Source organism: Dyadobacter sp. CY351, assembly GCF_021502625.1.
Lineage (GTDB): Bacteria > Bacteroidota > Bacteroidia > Cytophagales > Spirosomataceae > Dyadobacter > Dyadobacter chenhuakuii.
Window position 1 is genome coordinate 262,079 of the sequence record NZ_JAKFFU010000006.1, and the last position, 22,295, is coordinate 284,373.

The 22,295-nt window shown below is 47.3% G+C and carries 15 protein-coding genes; 9 read left to right on the top strand and 6 right to left on the bottom strand.

The features are described from left to right. Window positions 1–166 precede the first annotated feature (166 nt). Complete coding sequence (locus L0660_RS13615; protein ID WP_235159959.1) at window positions 167–2,530, top strand: ABC transporter permease; 2,364 nt, start codon at window positions 167–169, stop codon at window positions 2,528–2,530. Between the two features lie 33 nt (window positions 2,531–2,563). Continuing rightward, a complete protein-coding gene (locus L0660_RS13620; protein ID WP_235159960.1) occupies window positions 2,564–3,118 on the top strand; it encodes a DUF1572 domain-containing protein in 555 nt (184 codons plus the stop codon). Window positions 3,119–3,156: 38 nt separating this feature from the next. On the opposite strand, the gene L0660_RS13625 is transcribed toward L0660_RS13620, so the two are convergent. Continuing rightward, window positions 3,157–4,071, bottom strand: a complete 915-nt coding sequence (locus L0660_RS13625; RefSeq protein ID WP_233796447.1) for a pirin family protein — start codon at window positions 4,069–4,071, stop codon at window positions 3,157–3,159. 136 nt (window positions 4,072–4,207) lie between these two features. Here L0660_RS13625 and L0660_RS13630 point away from each other — a divergent pair, with 136 nt between their 5' ends. After that, window positions 4,208–4,660, top strand: coding sequence for a PA2169 family four-helix-bundle protein (locus L0660_RS13630; protein ID WP_235159961.1), 453 nt, complete (start codon window positions 4,208–4,210; stop codon window positions 4,658–4,660). An 87-nt stretch (window positions 4,661–4,747) separates the two neighbouring features. Beyond that, window positions 4,748–5,002 (top strand): hypothetical protein, encoded by a 255-nt coding sequence (locus L0660_RS13635; protein ID WP_026629803.1) that lies wholly within the window; start codon window positions 4,748–4,750, stop codon window positions 5,000–5,002. Between the two features lie 22 nt (window positions 5,003–5,024). Here L0660_RS13635 and L0660_RS13640 read toward each other — a convergent pair whose 3' ends face one another. Together L0660_RS13640 and L0660_RS13645 are read right to left on the bottom strand one after the other, a co-directional pair. Next, entirely contained in the window at window positions 5,025–5,909 is an 885-nt protein-coding gene (locus tag L0660_RS13640) for a DUF808 domain-containing protein (RefSeq protein ID WP_235159962.1), read from the bottom strand. A 149-nt stretch (window positions 5,910–6,058) separates the two neighbouring features. Further along, window positions 6,059–6,940 carry a lysophospholipid acyltransferase family protein gene (locus L0660_RS13645; protein ID WP_235159963.1) on the bottom strand — a complete coding sequence of 294 codons (882 nt, stop codon included), beginning with the start codon at window positions 6,938–6,940 and terminating at the stop codon, window positions 6,059–6,061. Between the two features lie 140 nt (window positions 6,941–7,080). Between L0660_RS13645 and L0660_RS13650 the strand changes: the two genes are divergently transcribed. After that, a complete protein-coding gene (locus L0660_RS13650; RefSeq protein WP_235159964.1) occupies window positions 7,081–8,694 on the top strand; it encodes a sigma 54-interacting transcriptional regulator in 1,614 nt (537 codons plus the stop codon). 191 nt (window positions 8,695–8,885) lie between these two features. Beyond that, window positions 8,886–9,641 carry an SDR family oxidoreductase gene (locus tag L0660_RS13655; protein WP_235159965.1) on the top strand — a complete coding sequence of 252 codons (756 nt, stop codon included), beginning with the start codon at window positions 8,886–8,888 and terminating at the stop codon, window positions 9,639–9,641. Window positions 9,642–9,727: 86 nt separating this feature from the next. Here L0660_RS13655 and L0660_RS13660 read toward each other — a convergent pair whose 3' ends face one another. Further along, window positions 9,728–11,917 (bottom strand): catalase, encoded by a 2,190-nt coding sequence (locus L0660_RS13660; RefSeq protein ID WP_235159966.1) that lies wholly within the window; start codon window positions 11,915–11,917, stop codon window positions 9,728–9,730. A 21-nt stretch (window positions 11,918–11,938) separates the two neighbouring features. Continuing rightward, a complete protein-coding gene (locus L0660_RS13665; protein WP_026629808.1) occupies window positions 11,939–12,490 on the bottom strand; it encodes a ferritin-like domain-containing protein in 552 nt (183 codons plus the stop codon). A gap of 181 nt (window positions 12,491–12,671) precedes the next feature. Here L0660_RS13665 and L0660_RS13670 point away from each other — a divergent pair, with 181 nt between their 5' ends. Together L0660_RS13670 and L0660_RS13675 are read left to right on the top strand one after the other, a co-directional pair. Then, window positions 12,672–13,688 (top strand): SDR family NAD(P)-dependent oxidoreductase, encoded by a 1,017-nt coding sequence (locus tag L0660_RS13670; RefSeq protein ID WP_235159967.1) that lies wholly within the window; start codon window positions 12,672–12,674, stop codon window positions 13,686–13,688. A gap of 108 nt (window positions 13,689–13,796) precedes the next feature. After that, a complete protein-coding gene (locus L0660_RS13675) occupies window positions 13,797–14,651 on the top strand; it encodes an AraC family transcriptional regulator (protein WP_235159968.1) in 855 nt (284 codons plus the stop codon). Here the strand turns inward: L0660_RS13675 and L0660_RS13680 are convergent. Then, on the bottom strand, window positions 14,624–18,736 hold the full coding sequence (locus tag L0660_RS13680; protein ID WP_235159969.1) for a hybrid sensor histidine kinase/response regulator transcription factor: 4,113 nt from the start codon (window positions 18,734–18,736) through the stop codon (window positions 14,624–14,626). The genes L0660_RS13675 and L0660_RS13680 overlap by 28 nt on opposite strands. Before the next feature lie 316 nt (window positions 18,737–19,052). Here L0660_RS13680 and L0660_RS13685 point away from each other — a divergent pair, with 316 nt between their 5' ends. Next, complete coding sequence (locus L0660_RS13685) at window positions 19,053–22,292, top strand: TonB-dependent receptor (protein WP_235159970.1); 3,240 nt, start codon at window positions 19,053–19,055, stop codon at window positions 22,290–22,292. Window positions 22,293–22,295 lie beyond the last annotated feature (3 nt).

Consider the following 22,295-nt stretch of genomic DNA (forward strand, 5'->3'; position numbering starts at 1 on the left):
ACTATCGGACATCGTTTGCAAAAGTTTTATGTATAACTATTTAACTTACAGTTGCTTATTGCGAGTGGCGCTAGCTGGCAGTGTTTTTTACCGGTAACATTGGTCCTAGAAAGACTAATTCCCCCGTTTTTCTCCGCCCAGTATCAGAACCTTAAAGCAAAAAACCATGATTGTAACCTACGTAAAAATCGCCTGGCGGAACCTGTTGAAGAACAGCTTTTATTCGCTTATTAACTGCATTGGTTTGTCGGTAGGGCTTGCAGTCGGGATTTTGATTTTGCTTTGGGTGCAGGATGAGCTTACTTATGACAGTTTTAATACACAGTCGGAAAGCATTTATAAGCTTGAAAACCGCGTGGGTACCGGCGCCAGCCAGCAAATCTGGACCGGGACGGTTGCACCTATCTCTGAATTTGCCAAAAGAGAAGTTCCCGGGATCAGGGATGCCGTAAGGATGACTTATAATGGCGCGTATACATTGTTCAGATACCAGGATAAAGTTTTCAATGAAGAAAACACCTTCTTCGCTGACCCGACCTTATTCACCATATTCGATTTCCGCCTCATTCAGGGAAACCAACGCAAGCCTTTTCTTGATAACCATTCAGTAATCCTGACTGAAACCACTGCCAGACGCTATTTTGGGAATACAAATGTTGTAGGCAAATCAATAGCTTCCGACAAGACCCAATTTACAGTAACGGGCGTGGTGGCGGATTTTCCCGAAAATTCAAGTATAAAGGGGGACATGATCTTTCCCATTTCGCTCAGGTTCAAAGACCGTTATTCGGCGGTCACAGATGGCAAAACGCAGGACAACGATTTTCATGAATTTGATTACACCACCTACTTTTTGATTCAACCAGGAAAAGATGTCAAAAATATCGCGAACACCCTCCGCAACATTCACTTGCGCAACAAGCCCGACGATACAGACCTTACCTATCTTTTACAGGCATTGCCCAATGTTCATTTATATAAGTCCGACGGCAGCGAGCAAGGCATTGAAACGGTCAGGATGTTCCTGATCGTGGCATCACTTATTCTGATCATTGCCTGCATCAATTACGTCAATCTTTCCACGGCCCGCTCGCTGCTGCGTTCACGCGAGGTGAGCATGCGAAAGATTATCGGCGCGGCGCGCACGCAGCTTTTTGTGCAGTTCCTGATAGAGACAATTCTGCTGTTTTCGCTATCGACATTGGTGGCCATTATGTTAATGTATGTCCTGATGCCGTTTTTCAACCAGATCTCCGGCAAAAAACTGGTGCTAGATTTCGCCAGACCGCATATCTGGCAGGTTTTAGGCGTAACCATCACAGGCACGCTGATCGCTTCCAGCATTTATCCAGCATTGCTGTTATCTTCTTTCGAGCCGCTTAAATCACTGAAAGGCAATGTCTCTGCCGGGCTTAGCGAATCAATGTTCCGCAAAACGCTGGTGGTGATACAGTTTACCGTTTCAGTTGTGCTCATTGCAGGCACATTAATCATCAGCAAGCAGCTTAAATATATCCGTTCCAAGAGCTTGGGTTACGACAAAACACACGTGCTCTCGTTCTACATGCGGGACCTGCCCAGGCACTATGACGTAGTCAAAAATGAATTACTCAGCCAGCCGGGGATAACGGACGTCAGCAGGTCTAATTTCAATGTGGTCCAGATCGGCGGGCAAACGGGAAGCAGCAACTGGGATGGAAAAGAGCCGGGAGAAACCATGATGATCCGGTTTATGAGCGCGGATAAATCGTTCATTCCATTCTTTAAAATGCAGCTGAAAGAAGGCGCTAATTTTACAGACAAGCCATCCGACACCAAACATTATATCCTGAACGAAACGGCCGTAAAAACAGCACGGATCAAGGACCCCATCGGGAAACGTTTCAAGCTCTGGGACAACGAAGGGACGATTATCGGTGTGGTAAAAGACTTTCACTTTGCTTCGATGAAGCAAAAAATTGAGCCCGCCGTTTTTCTCTATGACCCGGGTAATATGAGTCGTATTTATATAAAAACGACTGGTAATGATGCCCAGGAGGCGATTGCAGCCGCAGAGAAGGTTTGGGAAAAATTCAATGCAGATTCCCCGTTCCAATACGCCTTTCTGGACGAAGCATTCAACAGTCTCTACAAATCCGAAGAGCAGACTGGCCTTTTATTCAACATTTTTGCTTCCATCGCGATTCTTATTTCCTGCCTGGGATTATTTGGGCTGGCTACTTACACGGCACAAGTCCGCAGGAAGGAGATCGGCGTACGCAAAGTCTTAGGATCAAGTCTGGCCGGGATTGTTCAGCTTTTGGCAAAGGATTTTGTCAAGCTGGTCTTCATAGGGATCATTATTGCCACGCCTATTGCCTGGTATGCTATGGATAAATGGTTAAAGGATTTTGCTTACCGGATGGAAATGCCCTGGTGGGTCTTTGGTTTCGCTGGTCTGCTCGCATTGGTTATTGCCTTGCTTACAATCTCTTTCCAAAGCATTAAAGCCGCACTAATGGATCCGGTAAAAAGCCTGCGCAGCGAATAGGACTTTTTAAAATATTGTTTTAAAAAACAGACTATGGAATCGACATACTTATCGAGTGTAGTAAAGCAATTTGAATACTACAAAATGCTGGGTGAGAAGGCGATGATGCAGCTGCCCGACGAAGCGATTTTCTGGCGATACAATGCGGAAAGTAATAGTATTGCATTGATCGTTAATCACATTGTTGGAAATATGCTGTCGCGCTTCACTGATTTCCTGACAACTGATGGCGAAAAACCCTGGCGCAACCGGGACGCAGAATTTGAGGATATGTTCGCCAACCGCGAAGAGCTATTGACTTACTGGAACAAAGGGTGGGTTTGCTTGTTGAATGCCTTAGGCGAACTCACGGAAGCAGACCTCGAAAAAATTGTGTATATCCGCAATGACGGGCATAGCGTTGTGGAAGCCATCAACCGCCAGCTCGCACATTATCCCTATCATATCGGGCAAATTGTATTCATTGCCAAAATGGCTGCCGGTGAAAAGTGGGAAACCCTTTCAATTCCACGGAATAAATCCAATGATTACAATGCACGCAAGTTTACTAATGAAAAGTCCGTCCGCCATTTTACAGATGATCTTTGAGTAAAATGCCTTTAACGCCGCTCCGATCGCTTGCCAGTTCAAGATAGAGCGCCTGGGGGAGGGCCTCCGGCGGGCCGGGAATTGTCTTTGGGAAGTGGCACGAATTCGTGATTGTCGGCCGGGGGTAAAATAATCCGGCCCTGTTTCCAATCCTCTTTTGCCTGTTCAATTCGTTCTTTCCGGCTGGAAACGAAGTTCCACCAGATGTAGCGGTCACCCAAATGTTCGCCGCCCAGCATCATTAGCGTGCTGCTTTCCTTAGCAATGATCAACGGATCCACGCCTTTTGTAAACACAATCATTTTACCGGCAGCGTAAGCAACACCATTCACTTCCACACTGCCCCTTACAATGTATACGCCCCGCTCGCTATGGCCAACCGGCAAGCCAAACCTTGCGCCCTGGTCTAAAACCACATGGAGATAAAACAATGGGGAACTCGCACTGACATTGCTTTTTAAACCATAGGCATCGCCTGCTATCAAGCGCATCCAGATCCCTTTTTCCGTAAATACCGGCAGCTGATCGGCCGTGTAATTTTTAAATGCTGGTTCCGACTCTTCGTCTTTTTCGGGAAGCGCCACCCACGTCTGGATCATTTCGAGTTCGCCTCCGGCCAGCATAGCCGGATCCTCAAAGCGCTCACTATGTGCAATCCCTTTGCCCGCCGTCATCCAGTTGACTTCACCAGGTTTGATAACCTGCTCTACACCCAGGCTATCCCTGTGCGTAACATTGCCACTGAACAGATAGCTTACCGTGGAAAGGCCAATGTGTGGATGTGGCAGGACATCCAGGTTTGTTGCAGTGGGTGTGGGCAGGTTAACCGGCCCGCCGTGATCCATAAAAATGAATGGCCCTACCATTCGCCGCAGCTGATAGGGTAGGATGCGCTTTACTTCAAAACCCGGGACAATTTCAGCTCTTCGTGAGTCAATGACGATATCTAGCATAAACGAAATTATAAAATAATGTCAAAGCGAGGGTTTCCGGACGTGCAAAGTTGTGGATTGCGGTGAAAATTTCACTTCGCAGGCTATATATGGCACGGTATTCGTAGGGAACTACTCAAACAAACTAAACAAAAATATGGCACTTACAGAAAATGCATCTGGCGTATTTAGTGATCTGATTGAAATTAACAATGACCGCGTTGCTGGTTTTGAAAAAGCAATCGCAGATATTAATGATGAAAATATCGACCTGAAACACCTTTTTGAAGAGTATGCACAGCAGAGCCGCAAAAATGTTCAGGAATTGTCTGCTATTGCTGGTTCAGCTCCACACCTGGAAGATGATATGAGCGTAAGCGGAACATTGCACCGCGCATGGATCGATGTGAAAGCATTGTTCGGCGGAAGCGACCGCGCAAGCATTCTATCCGAAGCAGAACGTGGCGAGGATGCAATCAAAAAAGCTTATCAGGACGCATTGAACGGCAGCGTTCCATTGCAATCTGCTGAAATTATCAGGAGCCAGGCTCAGGGCATTAATGCTGCCCACGATAAAATTAAAGCTTTGCGCGATGTTGCAAAAGCTTAATTAGCTGATTATTAGAAAAGCTGCTTCGAAAGAAGCAGCTTTTTTTGTGTAATGACAGGTCGTAAATCTCAAACCTTTATCACTGATATGGCAAAGAAAAACTTAAAAGCCAGTTACCAGAAAATGCTCGAATGGAACCAGTATCGGGCAGAAGAAAATTCAGGGTCACTTAAAAAACTTCTTCAATTGCTTTCCGAACTGGACCGTGAGTCGGAAGCTGACGAGACGTATGAAAAGGACATCGACGATTTGGAGTCACTGAAATTTATTTACGAAACCGGCATCCGAAAATTTGAGAGCCAGGTCGATAAATATAAGGCGCTTATTGCCCAACTTCCCTGAGAAACCGGGCATTTGCTGCTCATCAGGATTTCGATTTCAGCAGGGAAACAACTTTCTTAAATCCTGTAAAGATCAGGAAAGCAGCGAGCCCCATCACCAGCCCAATTCCAAGTTCTTTGACCGTAGCCGGAATTCCTGGGAAAAGATGATGGAAAAATTCAATGTTGTGCGCGAAAATTCCTCCGGAAACCAGAAGTAATGCAACCGTTCCAACGGCGCCCAGGATTTTGATAATCACCGGAAGTGCCCGCACCAGCAAATGGCCCAGTGCATTAAAGAAGCCCTTACCTCCTGATTTTTTAATGAGCTTATGACCGGCGTCGTCCATGCGGACAATCAGCGCTACAATTCCGTAAACGCCAACTGTTGCTACGAGTGCAACCGTGGCAACAGTCAGGATCTGGATCGTCAGGTTTTGGTCCAACACACTGCCAAGGGCAATGATGACGATCTCCACTGATAAAATAAAGTCAGTAGTGATTGCAGATTTGACTTTTGTCTTCTCTATATCGGTTTTCGCGATTGTTTCTCCCTGTTCCGTTTCTTTGATAACGGAATGTTCTTTTTTGGGATGATGAAAAAAGTATTCGATTATCTTTTCAACACCTTCATAAGCCAGGTATAGCCCGCCCAGAATAAGGACGTAACTGATCGCCGCTGGCAGAAACACATTGAGCAGCAATGCTACGGGGACAATGATGAGCTTGTTGATCAGCGAACCTTTTGTGATCGCCCATAAGACCGGCAATTCCCTGTCGGACAAAAAACCGGTTGCTTTTTCTGCATTTACCGCCAGGTCGTCCCCCAGGATCCCCGCTGTTTTCCTTGTTGCCACTTTGGTTGCCAGCGCAACGTCATCCATCAGAAAAGCGATATCATCTAAAATTGCAAAGAAACCGGACGCCATATTGATATTTAAATTTCAAGATTCATTCAAGACCGGTCTTCACCGTCAGGATTTGTCAGAACACCTTCCCGGTGCTAATAACAGGCTAATGTAATTTAAAATATTATACCATCATGCCGGCAGGATGCATTCCAACGTGCTCGGGGCGACTATTTTTCGTCTGCCGGAATATGTTTCCAGCGGTCATGTGACCAGAGCCAATGTGCAGGTGCGCGGATGATGTTCTTTTCCAGTAAGTTATAATAGCTGGCCGTAATGTTCAGGGGAAGGCTCTGTGAAGAATGATCGGAAACAAGGTGGAAGGTGTAATCGTAATGAAAACGCGCCTTCTTAATGCATTCCAGATATACCACAACGGCATCGGATACGACGGCCAGCCGCTCGGCACCGATCTGGGCAGAAGTTTTCTGGCCCAGGAAACTAACGAAGTGTTTCCCGCTGGCAGGCGCCGGACGCTGGTCTGCGATCACAACCACCAGCGATGGCCGTTTGAGTTGTTTCAACGCCGATAATGCACCGCGGTAAAAATATTGTTTGGCAATCAGATTGACGCCAAAAAAGGAGCGCATTTTAAGCAGCTTGGCATTGAGCCAGTGATTAGATACGGGCGTGAAAGCAGTAAAAACTTTAAATTTTACGACCTTAGGCAGATTGATCAGATATTCCCAGTTACCATAATGTGAAGCTAGTAAAACAACATTCCTGTTATCGCTGTAAAAATTTTCCAACAGCTCCGGATTTGTGTAGTTTGCGAGCTCTTTTCGCCTTTTTGCACCGATAATCATATGCAGAAACGGTTCGACGACAAGGTCGCTCAGATGCCGGTAATAATGCTTAATGAAGACTTTTATCTGCTGCTCTCCACGCACGGGGAAAGAGCTGGACAGGTTTTTCCGGATTACGTCATACCTGTATTTAAGTACATGGAAAACAATAAAGTAAACCATAGCTGATAATGCTCCCGCTATGGTGAGCAGCAAGTTAAAGAAGGCAGAAGTAAGCCATTTTTTTATAGGCTTAATAAATTCCATATGTTGTAAAGGGATTGACTTTTTGCATTGTATTGCTCTAAGAACATTATTAGGGACAGCTATGTTTCCTTTTTTTACTAAAGATAAAATGCGATGTCCCAAAAAACGCATTTCTTGCATCAGAATACGACTTGCTGAACATGGACTACCCTTCTGAAAAACCATCCGAAAATAACGATCATCTTATCCTGGAAAGAGAGCGGAAAGTGCTGCAAGAAATCCAGAAAAGCGAAAGAGAAAAGTCGTTTTTACTGGATTTTAGTAATGATATGACTGCCGTCCGCACGAAAGACGAGCTTGCAGCGGTGATCAAAACAGCATTGCGAAAGCTGGACCCGCATGGTGGTTATGTGATCCGGTGCATGAATCCGGACGGGAAAACGATGACTGCTTACCTGCACGATCCCGGATCATCAACATTTGATCCGGCTTTAATGGATAGCGTGCTGGCGGAAAAGCACCCCATCGAGGATGGTCTGCAGAACCGCATATTGGACAGCAACATTCCTTTGTTGTTCAATGTCGAGCGGGAGCTGGCCCGGGGAAACAGATTATCGTATCTCGAGCTTTGGAAAAATATGAATTTCAAAACGATGGTTGGCATTGCGCTGCGCAACCATAACAGCAACATTGGATTGCTTTGGCTAAGCATTGATGAGATCAATATTCCGATTCTGCAAGGGATATGCGCGCAGATTTCCACAGCCATTTCCAATATTGTAGCCAACGAACAAATACTGCATTATAAGCGGCAGTTAGAAGAAGAGAATGATTATCTCAAAGAGCAGCTTACCAGCAGTTTTGCTGAAATCGTAGGCAGCGGCAAGGCCATGCAGGAAGTGTACCGATTAATCTCTCTGGTATCGAACAGCAACTCCACTGTGCTGCTTTTAGGAGAAACTGGCACAGGCAAAGAGTTGATCGCCAGGGCCATACACAATGCGTCGCCGCGGAGTAAGAAGTTGATGATCAAGGTTAATTGTGCCGCAATGCCTGCCAGTCTAATCGAAAGTGAGCTGTTCGGGCATGAACGCGGCGCTTTTACAGGTGCTGTGGAACGGCGGATCGGGAAGTTCGAGCTGGCCGATCACAGCACGCTTTTTCTGGACGAAATTGGTGAAATGCCGCTCGAAGCACAGGTGAAATTACTGCGTGTTTTACAGGAAAAAGAAATGGAGCGGGTAGGGGGCAAAAGCACCATCAAGCTCAATGTACGCGTCATCGCCGCAACCAATCGGGATCTGGAAGCAGAAGTGAAGGCAGGTCGTTTCCGTTCCGACTTATATTACCGCCTCAATGTATTTCCCATCAATCTGCCGCCCTTGCGCGACCGGGCAGAAGACATTGAGAACCTGACCGGCTTTTTTCTATCCAAATACAGTAAAAACGCAGGCAAAAAGAGCATGCGTATTTCGGCGAATGCATTGCGGCAATTACAAAGCTACGTTTGGCCTGGAAATGTACGCGAACTCGAACACCTTATCGAACGCAGTGTGCTGCTTGCTGCGGGTAATGTGATCAGCGAAGTGTTTTTGTCACCAAGATCCAACGATAACACAGAGTTGGCCGGAATGCTTCCCAGCCGTTCGTTGGAGGAGATGGAACGGGCTTATATTATCCAGGTCCTTAAACGCTGCAAAGGGAAAATCTCAGGAGTGGGAGGCGCCGCAGAAATATTGAAGATCCCTGGAAACACACTGCATTCCAAGATGAAGAAACTGGATATTTCCAAAGCCGAATACTACGGAGAGTGATTGATGCCCGATTTGCCGGTGTTGTTAGTAACACTTTATTTAGTGAATTACATCGTGTTTTCACTGTATTTAGTGAAAATAGAAAGTCTTTATTTTGTGTAAATCATTGAAATTCAATAGATTGACTCTTTGGCATTATATATGATAATTACATAGTGTTTGCAAGACTTTAAACACTAAAATTTCAAGTTATGAAAATTGTAATTATCGGCGGAACAGGGTTAATCGGTTCAAATGTTGCCAAAAAACTTCGCCAGCTGGGTCACACAGTTATAGCAGGATCTCCTTCAACCGGCATTAATGCATTAACGGGCGAAGGCCTTTCCCATGCGCTCGAAAATACAGATGTCGTTATAGACTTGTCCAATTCAACTTCTTTCGAAGAAGGCCCTGCGATACAGTTCTTTGAAACCGTGGGCCGCAATATTCTTGCCGCAGAAACCAGTGCAGGTGTAAAACATCACTTGATACTTTCTATTGTAGGCACGCACGTAATGGGCAGCATGGGTTATATGCGGGCGAAGAAAATCCAGGAGGACCTGGTTCAAAAGTCGGGTGTTCCTTATACCATCATCCGAAGCACGCAGTTCCAGGAATTTGTTCCTACCATTACAGCCGGCTCTGCTTCCGGTGACGCAGTGCACATTTCAACCGTCGATTTTCAGCCCATTGCTGCTGAGGACGTTGCGGCATTTGTTACGCAATTCGCCGTGTCGGAGCCAGCCAATGCCATTGTTGAAATCGCTGGTCCCGACCGGGCTTTTATGAGCGATTTTGTTGCAAAATATTTGGATAAATCCGGAGATGAGAAAACCGTGGTGGCAAATGATCGGAATGAATATTTTGGAGTTGTGATTCCTAAGTCTGCATTGGTTCCGGAAGGAAAGGCAAATTTGGGCAAAATCCATTTCAGTGATTTTCTGGATTCGCTGGCGGTTAAAGCTTAGGTTTACGCGTAACGGGAGTTATTTTGTTTAGCATTAAAAAAAGGGCCGCCGGTTTTGAAACCGGCGGCCCTTCTAATGTTCGATGATTAAGCCGGGATTTTTCTTGGCTTTTCACGTTCCCAGAACCTGTGCTGGGAGATAGCCAGAATAAATTTATCCGCAAGCTGATCAACGTCATCTAAAACAACCAACCCTTCTTTCAGGATGGTTGCATCGTCATAATCAGCTGGAAGCTTTTTGCTGAAATAAGTTGCCTCCAAAACCTGGATCGCGGAAAGATCGGAAGCAATAGGCTTACAATGTTTAAACGCCTCATTCAGGAAATGGACTGCGTCTGCTTCTGCCTCAATGCTGGCGACCGAGTTCGTTCCGCCGGGCACATATACCGCATCGTAAAGGACAGATGCTGCTGTCAGAAATGTATGGTCGACAGGAAGCTTGGTATCACTTTCGGTCATAATATAATTGTGACGGGTCGAAATGATTTCCACAACTGCCCCAGCAGACACGAGTGCATCTCTCACGGTCGTTATTGACTTCTCGTCCACACCATCAGCAGCAAGAAACGCTATTTTACGCGTCTGAATGCTGTCTTTCGGCGTATTTACCATGCTCAGCGCATCTGAAATGGTAACCACTGATTCCTGCATTACTGAATCGTAATCAGCCGGATCGCCATCTGCTGGTATGCTGTGGTTAATCGGAAGTTCCGGATCCTGAGGCACATGTACACGAAGGGCGAATGCAACCTCTGCAGCAAGACCTTTATCGATCAGCGAAAGAATGCCTACCATCCGCTGACGGATCTCAACGGTCTTCACTTTTCCCAGTTCGAAGCTAAGCGCGTCCACAATGTGGTTTTTTTCAGGATCAGACTGACTGTCAAAAAACAGCTTGGCCTGGCTGAAATGGTCAAAGAAGCTTTTGCTTCTTGCCCGTATTTTTTTTGCATCAATCCTTTCGGGATAAGAAGTAAAACCACCTTCCGACGCCTTAGCCTGAGCAGGGAAACCGCCGCCTAATGTGTTCGGGTTGTAGCTGGATTTACCTCTGTTAATCGTCTGGCGCATATGCCCGTCGCGCTGATTGTTGTCAACCCGAACGATCGGCCGGTTAATGGGGATCTCCTGAAAATTAGGTCCACCCAGGCGCAGCAGCTGCGTATCGGTATATGAGAATAATCTGCCTTGCAAAAGTGGATCGTTGGTGAAATCGATTCCCGGTACAATGTGTCCCAAATGGTATGCAACCTGCTCTGTTTCTGCAAAGAAGTTGTCGGGATTGCGGTTAAGGGTCATTTTACCAATGCGCTGCACCGGAACGAGCTCTTCTGGAATGATCTTCGTTGGGTCCAGCAAGTCGAAATCAAATTTGAATTCATCCTCTTCCGGAACAATCTGCACGCCAAGTTCCCACTCCGGGAAATTGCCCGATTCGATGGCATCCCATAAATCTCTTCTGTGGAAATCAGGATCTTTTCCTGAGATCTTCTGCGCTTCGTCCCATGCAACGGAATGCACACCCAGCAGCGGCTTCCAGTGGAATTTTACAAAATGTGAAACGCCTTCTTCATTGATAAAACGGAAAGTATGGACGCCAAAACCTTCCATCATTCGGTAACTGCGCGGTATAGCACGGTCGCTCATGAGCCACATAATCATGTGTGCAGACTCCGGCATCAGGGAGATGAAATCCCAGAATGTATCATGAGCTGAGGCTGCCTGCGGCATTTCATTGTCCGGTTCAGGCTTTACAGCATGAACCAGATCCGGGAATTTGATGGCATCCTGGATAAAAAACACGGGCATATTATTGCCTACAAGGTCAAAATTACCTTCCTGAGTATAAAACTTTACAGCAAATCCCCGGACATCACGGGCAAGATCCGTAGAACCCTTAGAACCGGCAACTGTCGAAAACCGTACAAATACAGGCGTCTCGATCGATGTATCATTCAGGAATCCAGCCTTGGTGACAGCCGACATCGGCTCATAAACTTTAAATACGCCATGCGCTCCGGACCCACGTGCGTGAACAACCCTTTCCGGAATACGTTCGTGGTCAAAATGGGTGATCTTTTCGCGAAGGATAAAGTCTTCCAGTAACGTTGCGCCCCGGTCTCCCGCTTTCAGGGAATTCTGGTCATCGTTGACCCGAAGTCCGGTGTTGGTGGTCATAAACTCACCGGTACTATCGGTTGTATTGGGCGCCAGGTTTGCCGTTTTTTCGTTTTCCTGGTTGGCGTTAGAGCCCTCTGATTCTTTATTATCTATCATAATATTCGTTGAAGGTTTTAATTAAGCTTCCTCAGACGCTTTGTAATTGACATCATTTTCAGCAACCTCGGTCAAAAGTTGATCGGCCAGTTTCTCTTCTTCCAATGTTTTGGCAAGAATTTCGGCCACATCTGTCAGATTCAAAGTGCTTGCCAGCTGCACCAGGCCGCCATAGGTAGCAATTTCATAATGTTCCACTTTCTGAGAAGCCAGAATGATCCCTACGTCGCGCGTAGCGGTTCCTTCATCCGTGCTTTCAATAATTCCTTCGCCTTCTTTCGAAAGGCCTTCCATAGCATCACATTTTTTGGCAATTGCATCCACACCCAGCAAGTCGAAAATTACGACCAACCGGCTTACATGCTCAACAGTTTGTTCAAGATGCTGCTCAATTGTAGAAGCCAGTTTTGGCGATGTGGCAGACTTGATCATTTTTGGTAGTGTCTTAACTAAATGATTTTCAGCCCAGTAAATATCGCGAAGGCTGTCCAGAAACAGCTCCATCAACGCCGGCTCAGCGCCTGCGGAAGTTTTTGTTTTAAATTTTGGCTCAGAGCCCGTGCTAGCGTCCATATGTTATTGTCGTTAGTTGAGCCACTCTTATAGCAAAACCCGTACCCGTTCGGGGATTGCTCTGAGAATAGTTGTTTTTTATTTAGTATGACATTCTAAGCAAAGTAATTTGAAGTTTTGAACAAAATGAACGCGCACCGGAACGGGTAATTTTGTCCTATCACAATTAAATAAAAATGACATGGGACAAAACAATGATCAGGGAGCTTTACAACAGCCAATTGGCTCGGGCTTTCATGCAACATCAACTGCGAACGACGTAATCAAAGGAATCGACCTGACGGGAAAAATCGCAATCGTAACTGGCGGCAACACGGGTATAGGCCTGGAAACCACCCGGGTTCTGGCCACAGCCGGCGCAACGGTGATCGTTCCGGCCAGGGACATAGAGAAGGCCCGGAAAAATCTCGCAGGCATTCCGAATGTGGAGTTGGGGAAAATCGATTTTATGGATCCGGCTTCCATTGATGCATTTGCCGAAAGTTTTATGGCAACAAACAGGCCGCTCCATATATTGATCAACAATGCGGGCATTATGTGGGTGCCTTTACGCCGGGATGTCCGGGGAATAGAATCACAGCTGGCAACCAACTATTTAGGTCAATATCAACTCACCGCGCGGTTATGGCCAGCCCTCAAAAAGGCCAACGGCGCACGGGTCGTTAACGTGTCATCGCTCGGGCATCAGATGGCACCGTTCGATTTTGAAGATCCTAATTTTGTTCATCGCGAATATCAAACCCTGCAGGCTTACGGGCAATCGAAAACGGCCAGCAACTTATTTACGGTGGCGCTCAATAGTCTGGGTGAGCAGTTTAATGTGCGTGCATACTCGTTACATCCCGGCTCCATACACGGCACGGAGCTGGGCAGGGAAGCCTCTCTGGAATTATTTCAGCAAATGGGTTTTATGGATTCAGCAGGTAATTTGTTACCCGAAGTTTTAGCAGCATTGAAAACGATCCCGCAAGGTGCAGCAACCACCGTTTGGTGCGCTACCAGTCCGATGCTCAAAAACATGGGCGGCGTGTATTGCGAAGATGCAGACATAGCCCGGCTCAGCCCGAAAGGAGATACAGGGCAAAGTGGTGTCCAGGCCTATTCGTTGGATCTGGAAAGTGCCAGGAAATTATGGGTATGGAGCCAACAGGTAACCGGCATCCCATTCGGCGCGGGCGCTTCACTTGTGCAATCGTAAAGCTTGTCAGGGCGGGGAGCGGAAGCAACCCGCAACTATTATTTTTAGTTGATTATTATTACATTCAAAATCTCACACATGCCGCCCAGGCATCAGAGGCCCGCTTATATGGATCACATTTCAAAATACCTGACCAGGGAGATCAAGCTTTCCAGCTATGACGACAAGCTTTTTAAATCGGACCTTATGTTCGATGATCATATGCTGATTTGGTTTATTTCAGGTGAAACCAAAATCATACAGGCGGATACAACCTACTACTTTAAAACGGGGGACATTTTTCTGATTCCCAGAAATGAGCTGGCGACCATTGTAAATTATCCCAAAAACGGACAACCGCACAAAACAGTGGTTATGCATTTGTCCAAAGAGCGGCTCAAACGGTTTTACGAAAAGATTGAGATTAATAAAACGAGCGGACAGCAGCGGAAGATTTTCAGCTTTACCAATCACCCGTTTCTGGAAAGTTGTCTGGCTTCCTTGGTCCCTTACTTCGATGTTACCGGCCAGTTTCCGGAAAGTATTGCCACCTTGAAAATTACCGAAGCCATTACCATTTTGAGGGAAATCGACAAAACGGTCGACAGCGTGCTGGCAAACTTCGATGATCCAGGAAAAATCGACCTGATTGATTTTATGCAGCGCAATTTTATGTTCAATATGCCGATGGAAAAATGGGGTTATCTGACGGGCCGCAGTTTGTCGACATTCAACCGGGATTTCAGAAAGTTATTTCAGGTAACTCCGCAAAAGTGGCTGACGGATAAAAGGCTCGAACTGGCACATTATCAATTGGCAGAAAAAAAGAAAAAACCCACAGAAGTGTATCTGGAAGTTGGTTTTGAAGATCTATCTCATTTTTCTTTTGCATTCAAAAAGAAATACGGGATTGCACCTACGCAGTTGCTGCATGTGACACATACCCCTGCCTCTTCCTATCGTCCCGACATTGTTACTTCATGATGCCTCCGCTTTTTTGTCTTGTATTCCGTCGGCAGCATGTTGAACTTGGCTTTAAAGGATTTAGCAAAATAATTCGGCGCGGTAAAACCCGTCATGTAGGAGATCTGTGAAATGCTTAAATCACTGTTTTCTAACAGTAATGCTGCCTTTTCAAGTTTGATTGAGCGGATGAACTCGATGGGCGTTTGTCCGCTCATTTCCAGGACCTTGCTGTATAATGTTCCCCGGCTCATGCCGACGTGCTTGCTGAGATTTTCCACGCTAAGCTGGGCAGTGTGCAGGTTGTCCTCAATGTAAGACAGCATGTCTTTCAGCAGTTTTTCCTGGCTGGATTCCATCTGCGGCGCTTCACCCGATACCTGGATGTGCCGAGAGTAAACGCCTTTGAGAAGGCGGTTAAGCAGGATCAGATTGTTGATCTTGGCATTTAATATTTCAAAATTAAAGGGTTTGGTCAGATAATCGTTCGCTCCGGAATTGAGGCCTTCCAGCTGCTGCTGCTCACCTGTGGATGCCGTCAGAAGAATGATAGGGATGTGTTTGGTGCGCTTGTCGGACTTGATTTTCTGGCTCAAAGCAATGCCGTCCATTTCGGGCATGGCCACGTCGCTTACAATCAGTTCGGGATGGTGGCTGAGCGTTTTTTGCCAGCCTTCTTTGCCGTTGCTCGCTTCTATAACATGATAGAAGGGCATCAGGCTTTCTTTCAGATAATGTCTGAATTCGTCGTTGTCCTCAATGATCAGCACATTGGACGGATCTTCCAGATTGGCCTTTTCCGATTTAGCGAAGCCACTTTCCGTTTCATTCAGTGTTTTAGGCATTGAGGCAGGCTGTTCGGTCACAGGAATAAGTTGCTCTGCAATCGGCAGCTCCACCGTAAACGTGCTGCCCGCGCCTGGCTGACTTACAACATTTATTTTTCCCTGGTGCAACTGCACAAACTCGCGCACAATGGACAAGCCGATGCCGCTGCCCTGGTTCAGAACCGTCAGGTCCGTATCGCTCTGGAAAAAGCGGTCAAAGATCTTTTCGTGCTGATCCTCCGAAATGCCTATTCCGTTATCCGAAATGTTGATTTGAAGCCAGTGCTTTCCTTCAACATCCGTTTGCTGCTGAACATTTAAAGCCACTTCGCCGCCTTTTGGGGTGAATTTAAATGCATTGGAAAGCAGGTTAAACAAAACCCGTTCGAGCTTGTCCGCATCGAAATCCATCGTAAGCTGATCCTGCGCACTATCAATTTTGAACTGAATCCCCTTACGGATGGAAAGATCACTGAACTGGTCGCAGGTGTCTTTAATAAACAGAATAATATCACGGCGTTTCAGGTCGAGCTTCACTTCCTGTTCCTGCATATTTTTGAAATCCAGCAACTGGTCCACAAGGTTCAGCAGCCTTTTCGCATTGCGCTTAATGGCATTGACGGGCGGATGCAGCTCGGTGGATCTGGTCTTGACGAGCAGGTTGTCAACAGGGGCAAGGATAAGTGAGATCGGCGTCCTGAACTCGTGGCTCAGATTGGTCAGAAACTTGATTTTCATCCGGTCCAGTTCCTGCGCACGTTCCACTTCCGCACGCTGCTGCTGCTCTTTAAATTGCCGTTGCAGCTTTTGAATGCCGCGCCGCCGCATATAGTATACAATCGCGAATGGCGCAAGAATGTAAAAAATGTAAGCGTAAATGGTCAGGTAAAAAGGTGGTTTCACGATCACGGCCACCGACTTGGTCTGCGGACCCCAGTTAATGCCGTCACCGCTGGCCTGCACTTCAAAAACGTATGTGCCCGGGCTCAGATTCGTATAACTGGCAAAGTTGGTAAGCCCTGTTTCGTTCCATTCCGACTGCATGCCCACCAGCCGGTGCCGGTAATGCATTTGTTTTGGATTGGTATAATCGAGCGCGGCAAAACCGATTGAAAAATTCTGTTTGTAATCCAGGCTAATGGTCCTGGCAACGGTAATGTCAGCATCAATGAAGTTCGAATCGGCGGGGGGAATGCTGCGATTACCAATTTTCAGGTCTTTTAAAATGATCGGCGGAATCCGTTTGCTGTCAGGCAAACTCCGTGTATCGATGTAGTTAAACCCTGCAATGCCGCCGAAAAAAAGCGTGTTATCAGCCGCGCGGATGCCCGAGCCAAGCACGAATGTCCGGTCCTGAATGCCGTTATAGGAAGTGTAGTTGATGAATTTTTTATTTTTCAAATCAAGATAGCTGATTCCCTGGTTGGTACTGACCCAAATCCGCCCCTGCGCATCTTCCAGCACTTTGTTGACAATGTTGCTGGCGAGCCCTTCCTTTGACCCATAAGTTGAAAACTTCCTGGTACGCGGGTTGTATAAAGCCAGCCCTTCACCCGATGTGCCCGCCCAGATGTTCCCTCTGCTGTCTTCCAGAAGAGAAAAAACAATGTTGCTGGGCAGTTCGCTGCTTTGCTTGTCCAGCAACAGCGTTTTCTTCGTCACCGGATCATACACAGCAATGCCGGTGCCGTGCGACGCCACCCAGAGTTTGCCTTTACTGTCCAGCATGAGATCACGGATATAGCCGTTCAAGGGAATGCTGCGCTGCAAAACGGGAACTCCCGCATCGTGAAATCTGGTAAACCGTTTCGTTGCAGGATCAAACAAATGCACACCGCCACCATTCGTGCCCACCCACAATTGGCCAGACTTATCTTTTTCCAGGCAGAAAATCTCGTTGTTACTCAGGGTGGATGAATCTTTTCCCCTCATATATTGGGTATAAGCGCCCGTTTTAGGGTTAAACTGAAAAAGCCCGTCCTGAAAGGTCCCGATCCAAAGCTCGTTGTCCGCAACCAGTTCCAGCGTAAGGATAGCAAGCCCGGACGCTGCATTCTTGTTCTTTGGATTAATTGGAAATTTCCGGAACAAATTCGTTTGCCGGTTATAAACATTTAACCCGCCGCCGTCGGTGCCTACAAAGAGCTCGCCCGATCCGGTTTCCGCGAAAGATGTCACAAATGGCGCGCTCAATCCGTATGGGTCATTCACATCTGACCGCTTCAAGCCAAAGATCGCCAGGTTTTTATCGTATTTATTTACCCCGCCCTTATAAGTGCCAAGCCAGCAAATCCCCTCATTATCTATGAGTATACTCCGCACCGATTTGTTGCTTAAACTAAACTGCGTCCTTGCATCCGGGCCATAGCGCGTAATGTTGCCGCTTCGGGTATCCAGCATATTCAAGCCGGCATCCGTGCATATCCATAGTTGATAGGCGTTTTCCCAGGTAACAGCAAACACCATATTGGTGCTCAGGGAATTCTTGTTGTTAGGGTCATATTTAAAATGCTTGATAATCTGCCCGTTAGCGTTGAGTTTGAACACTCCGCTGAATGTGGCGGCCCAAATGTTCCCCTCGCGGTCTTCAACAATAGACTTCACCGTGCGCGCACCGGCTTCGTCGGGCAGTGATTGCAAATAATTGATATATTCCTCGCTTTTATCCGCCGGATCCATTTTGAACAATCCATTCCTGGATCCGATCCAGACTCTTTTTTTGCTGTCTATCGCAATGCCGAGGATCATTCCTTTGGAAATCTGGTCAGGCATGTTGGGCCTGGATGCGAATGTGCTGATCTGATGGCTTTCCGGGTCCACATTGATCAGCCCTGCCGTCGTGCCGACCCAAAGTTTTCCCGTGGCATCGCTTGTTATGCTCGTTACGCTATGGGGAGACGGAATGATCTCGAATGAATCTTTTCTTCTATTATAAAGGTGCAATCCGCCTTCGATCGTGCCAACCCAGATCCGGCCTTTGCGGTCCTGATGCAGGCAGGAAATATCATTGGATCTTAGTGAGGTGGAATCCTTCTTATCATGCCGGTAAACGATGACATCCGTACCGTCGAACCTGCTCAAACCATCGTCCGTTCCGAACCACATTAGTCCATACTGATCTTTCAGAATGGCCGTCACAGTATTTGATGATAACCCGTCTGTTGATGTCAGCGACGTAAACTTGGGCTCAGAAGGCTGCGCCCATGCTGCAAATGTCGCTGCACAGCATGCGATTATCAGGCAGATAAAACGGAATGTGAGAAGAATCTCTGAACGCATTGATATGATAGGGTTAAAAACGGAGCCCGAGTCGAAAGTTATCCCAAAAATGCAAGTTTGTCCCAGAATCGGGCATTTTTTTAGCCCTTTTGAACAATTGTATCCTTAATATGAACAAATGTGCTCACAGCAGGCTGCCTCGCTGCGCTACTTTTGTCGACAATAAATCAAATAATATCTGGAAAAAGTGATGCACTGAAAATGTCGACAAGGCCAAAGTTACACCCAAATTGAATATTGTCAAATTGACACTTCCATAACAACACCAAGACGACCACATGATTCAATCTAATTTAAACATCAAATCATACACAAAATGCATGAACGTTTATTAAGCAATAACATGCTCGCCAGGATACTGGGGTTTTCTGGCCTACCTATTCTGCTGCTCGGCGGCATTTCCATGGATGCAGTTGCCGGTAATGCTGCATGGGCAGATTACGGCAACCGGCATCGTTCGGCTCCGGCAGCGGACATTGAAGTTACCGGAAAAGTAACCGGCCCCGACGGTGAGGCGCTGCCTGGCGCCAATGTGCTCATCAAGTCCACAACAAGAGGCACCAGCGCCGATCAGGACGGAAATTTCCGGCTCAGCGTCCCGGATGCGAATGCCGTTCTGGTGTTTTCGCTCGTGGGTTACGCGCCCAAGGAAGTGGTTGTAGGAACGCAGCAGATCATTAACGTGACTTTGGCGGTCGACAATAAGACGCTCGAAGAAGTAGTTGTCGTGGGTTATGGCGTTCAGCGCAAGCGGGACGTGACGGGCTCGGTGGTTTCAGTGAGCGAAAGCACATTGAAAGAAGTGCCTGCGCCCAACCTCGTAAGCCAGTTGAAGGGCCGTGCGGCGGGTGTCTCCATTATTAGCAACGGAAGCACGCCAGGCTCGCAGGGCCAGATCCGGATCCGCGGAAACCGTACATTAACCACCAGCTCGGGTTCCAGCGATGGCCTGGATGGTCCGCTAGTGGTCGTGGACGGGATACCGTTCGGTGGCTTGAATGACATTAACCCGGATGATATTCTAAGTCTGGAAGTTTTGAAAGATGCGTCAGCAACAGCGATTTATGGCTCGCGCGGTGCGGGTGGCGTAATCCTAGTAACAACCAAAAGAGGAAAAGTCGGCAAGCCTGTTTTCAGCTACGACGGTTACCACGGACAAACGCAGGTGATGGGCAAATTTAATGTCATGAATGGACAGGAATATGCACAATTCAAAGCCGATGCAGCCAAATACAACCGCACAGCGCCGGGCACATCGGGTTATTTGCTGACCCAGAAAGAGCAGGAAGCACTTGATAATGGTGTTTCAACAGACTGGCAGGATTTGATTTACAAACCCGGCTTCATGACCAACCATCAGCTGGGTGTGCAGGGCGGCGTTGAAAACACGCAGTATTCACTCGGATTGGGTTACTTCAACGAAACCGGGATCATTCCGAACCAGAGTTTCCAGCGTTTCAACATTCGCGCAACCATTGACCAGAAGATTGGCAAAAACGTCAAAATAGGTCTGAATACATTAAATACGCTGACTTACACGAACACGCCGGGCGGCGGGGGCGTGCCGGGCGGCCTGGTGCGACTGACTCCATTGGCATCACCCTATAATGCAGACGGAACCGTTAATAATTTTCCGGCCGAAGGTTCTATTGATGCTGCAATCGTGAGTCCGCTGACGATTATGTCCAAAAAGGAATCGGCCCTGGGCCGCACGCGATCATTGCGGACATTCAACAGCCTTTACGCGGAAGTTAATATTTTACCGGGATTGAAATACCGTTTCAATGCAGGTCTGAATTTCAGCCAGTCCAGCCTGAATAATTACAACGGCCCGCTGACCTATTTCAACACGGCCACGACGCAAGCCGGATCCACCGCCGAGATCAGCAACACCGAATATTGGGACGTGAACTTGCAGCATTTGCTTTATTTTGATAAAACATTTGCAGACAAGCATAAGCTGGGTTTCACTGCGCTTTACGAATACACCAAAAACCACTCGCTGGGAAGCCGCTTTACGGTAACTGGTGTGCCTGCCGATTATATCAAAACGTCCAACTTCTCGCTCGCTGCGGGCCAGCCGGTCGCGCCGTCGGATTTTGGAAACTCGTTTTCAGAGACTGGATTGCTGTCTTACATGGGAAGGCTTAATTACAGCTATGCAGACAAATATTTGCTGACATTGACGCTGCGCCGCGATGGTTCGTCCACATTATCTCCGGCAAATCAATATTTCAATTATCCCGCGATCGGTGTAGGCTGGAATGTGGTGGAAGAAGGTTTTATGAAATCGGCTCCGTTCATTTCCAATCTTAAATTACGCGGCGGCTGGGGGATTTCCGGTAACCGGAATGTGGGCGCATACTCGACATTAGGTGCATTATCCGCGGGTTATTACAACTTTGGATTGGGTACGGCTGGTCAGCAGCTAGCTTACACTGTGACAAGTTTGCCTTCGAGCGACCTGAGCTGGCAGTCGACCTCGCAGCTGGACATTGGTGTTGATTTTGGTTTGTTCAACAACCGCATTACGGGTTCTGTGGACTGGTATCACCAGAAAACCAAAGACATTCTGCTCTCCGTGCCGCTGCCGCCAAGCAATGGTGCAGGCTCAACATTGAAAAATTTGGGTAAAACAGAAGGCAAAGGATTGGAAGTGGCTGCCACTTTTGAAATTGTCAGAAAACCAAAAGGGTTCAATTGGAGCATTGACGCAACCTATTTCTTTAACCGGGAAAAAATCACGCAGCTGACCACGCCCGACGAAAAGTCCAATTTGGGTGCGGGATGGTTTGTAGGACAGCCGCTTTCCGTGATTTTTGACTACAAAAAATTAGGAATATGGCAGACTGCAGACGCAGAGAACGGCAAATTAGCGCAGCAAACATCACCTGTTCAGTTCGCCGGACAGATCAGGGTGGAAGATTTAAATGGCGATAACAAGATCGACGCCAATGACCGCCAGATCCTGGGTAATTTCCAGCCCAAATGGGAGGGTGGCTTAACCAGCCGTTTCAGCTTCAAAAACTTTGATGCATCGGTGGTAACCTATGCAAGAATGGGCATGAAAGTGCTTGTGCCTTACTTAACGGGTAACTCCACAGGTTCAGGAGGTTTCGCATTCTTTAACCAAAGCCGTGTAAATCAGGTAAAAACCGATTACTGGACCGAAACTAACCCCACGAACGCATTCCCGGCTCCCGACGCAAGCGGCGCTGTGGCCAACTTCGGCTCAACATTAGGTTACTACGACGGCTCATTCATCAAATGCCGCAGCATCAACCTCGGTTACACATTTGAGAGCAATGTTATCAAGAAGATCGGCGCGACTTCGGCGAGAATTTACGTCAACCTTACCAACCCGTTCATCATTTACGCACCGTTGGTGAAAGACGACCTGGCGATTGATCCCGAAGGAAACAGCTATGCAACAGGCCAGTCAACGCTGAACCCGCAAGGCGCCAGCGACCGTGGCGCACCGGAACGCCAGATCTCGGTCAACCTGAATTCTCCGCCGGTAAGACAATTCACTGTGGGCGTAAACCTTAAATTCTAATCC

What these genes read in the sequence shown, in the direction of transcription:
- L0660_RS13615 (WP_235159959.1), top strand. Translation starts at nt 167, where the DNA reads ATGATTGTAACCTACGTAAAAATCGCCTGGCGGAACCTGTTGAAGAAC.
- L0660_RS13620 (WP_235159960.1), top strand. Translation starts at nt 2,564, where the DNA reads ATGGAATCGACATACTTATCGAGTGTAGTAAAGCAATTTGAATACTAC.
- L0660_RS13625 (WP_233796447.1), bottom strand. Translation starts at nt 4,071, where the DNA reads ATGCTAGATATCGTCATTGACTCACGAAGAGCTGAAATTGTCCCGGGT.
- L0660_RS13630 (WP_235159961.1), top strand. Translation starts at nt 4,208, where the DNA reads ATGGCACTTACAGAAAATGCATCTGGCGTATTTAGTGATCTGATTGAA.
- L0660_RS13635 (WP_026629803.1), top strand. Translation starts at nt 4,748, where the DNA reads ATGGCAAAGAAAAACTTAAAAGCCAGTTACCAGAAAATGCTCGAATGG.
- L0660_RS13640 (WP_235159962.1), bottom strand. Translation starts at nt 5,909, where the DNA reads ATGGCGTCCGGTTTCTTTGCAATTTTAGATGATATCGCTTTTCTGATG.
- L0660_RS13645 (WP_235159963.1), bottom strand. Translation starts at nt 6,940, where the DNA reads ATGGAATTTATTAAGCCTATAAAAAAATGGCTTACTTCTGCCTTCTTT.
- L0660_RS13650 (WP_235159964.1), top strand. Translation starts at nt 7,081, where the DNA reads ATGGACTACCCTTCTGAAAAACCATCCGAAAATAACGATCATCTTATC.
- L0660_RS13655 (WP_235159965.1), top strand. Translation starts at nt 8,886, where the DNA reads ATGAAAATTGTAATTATCGGCGGAACAGGGTTAATCGGTTCAAATGTT.
- L0660_RS13660 (WP_235159966.1), bottom strand. Translation starts at nt 11,917, where the DNA reads ATGATAGATAATAAAGAATCAGAGGGCTCTAACGCCAACCAGGAAAAC.
- L0660_RS13665 (WP_026629808.1), bottom strand. Translation starts at nt 12,490, where the DNA reads ATGGACGCTAGCACGGGCTCTGAGCCAAAATTTAAAACAAAAACTTCC.
- L0660_RS13670 (WP_235159967.1), top strand. Translation starts at nt 12,672, where the DNA reads ATGGGACAAAACAATGATCAGGGAGCTTTACAACAGCCAATTGGCTCG.
- L0660_RS13675 (WP_235159968.1), top strand. Translation starts at nt 13,797, where the DNA reads ATGGATCACATTTCAAAATACCTGACCAGGGAGATCAAGCTTTCCAGC.
- L0660_RS13680 (WP_235159969.1), bottom strand. Translation starts at nt 18,736, where the DNA reads ATGCGTTCAGAGATTCTTCTCACATTCCGTTTTATCTGCCTGATAATC.
- L0660_RS13685 (WP_235159970.1), top strand. Translation starts at nt 19,053, where the DNA reads ATGCATGAACGTTTATTAAGCAATAACATGCTCGCCAGGATACTGGGG.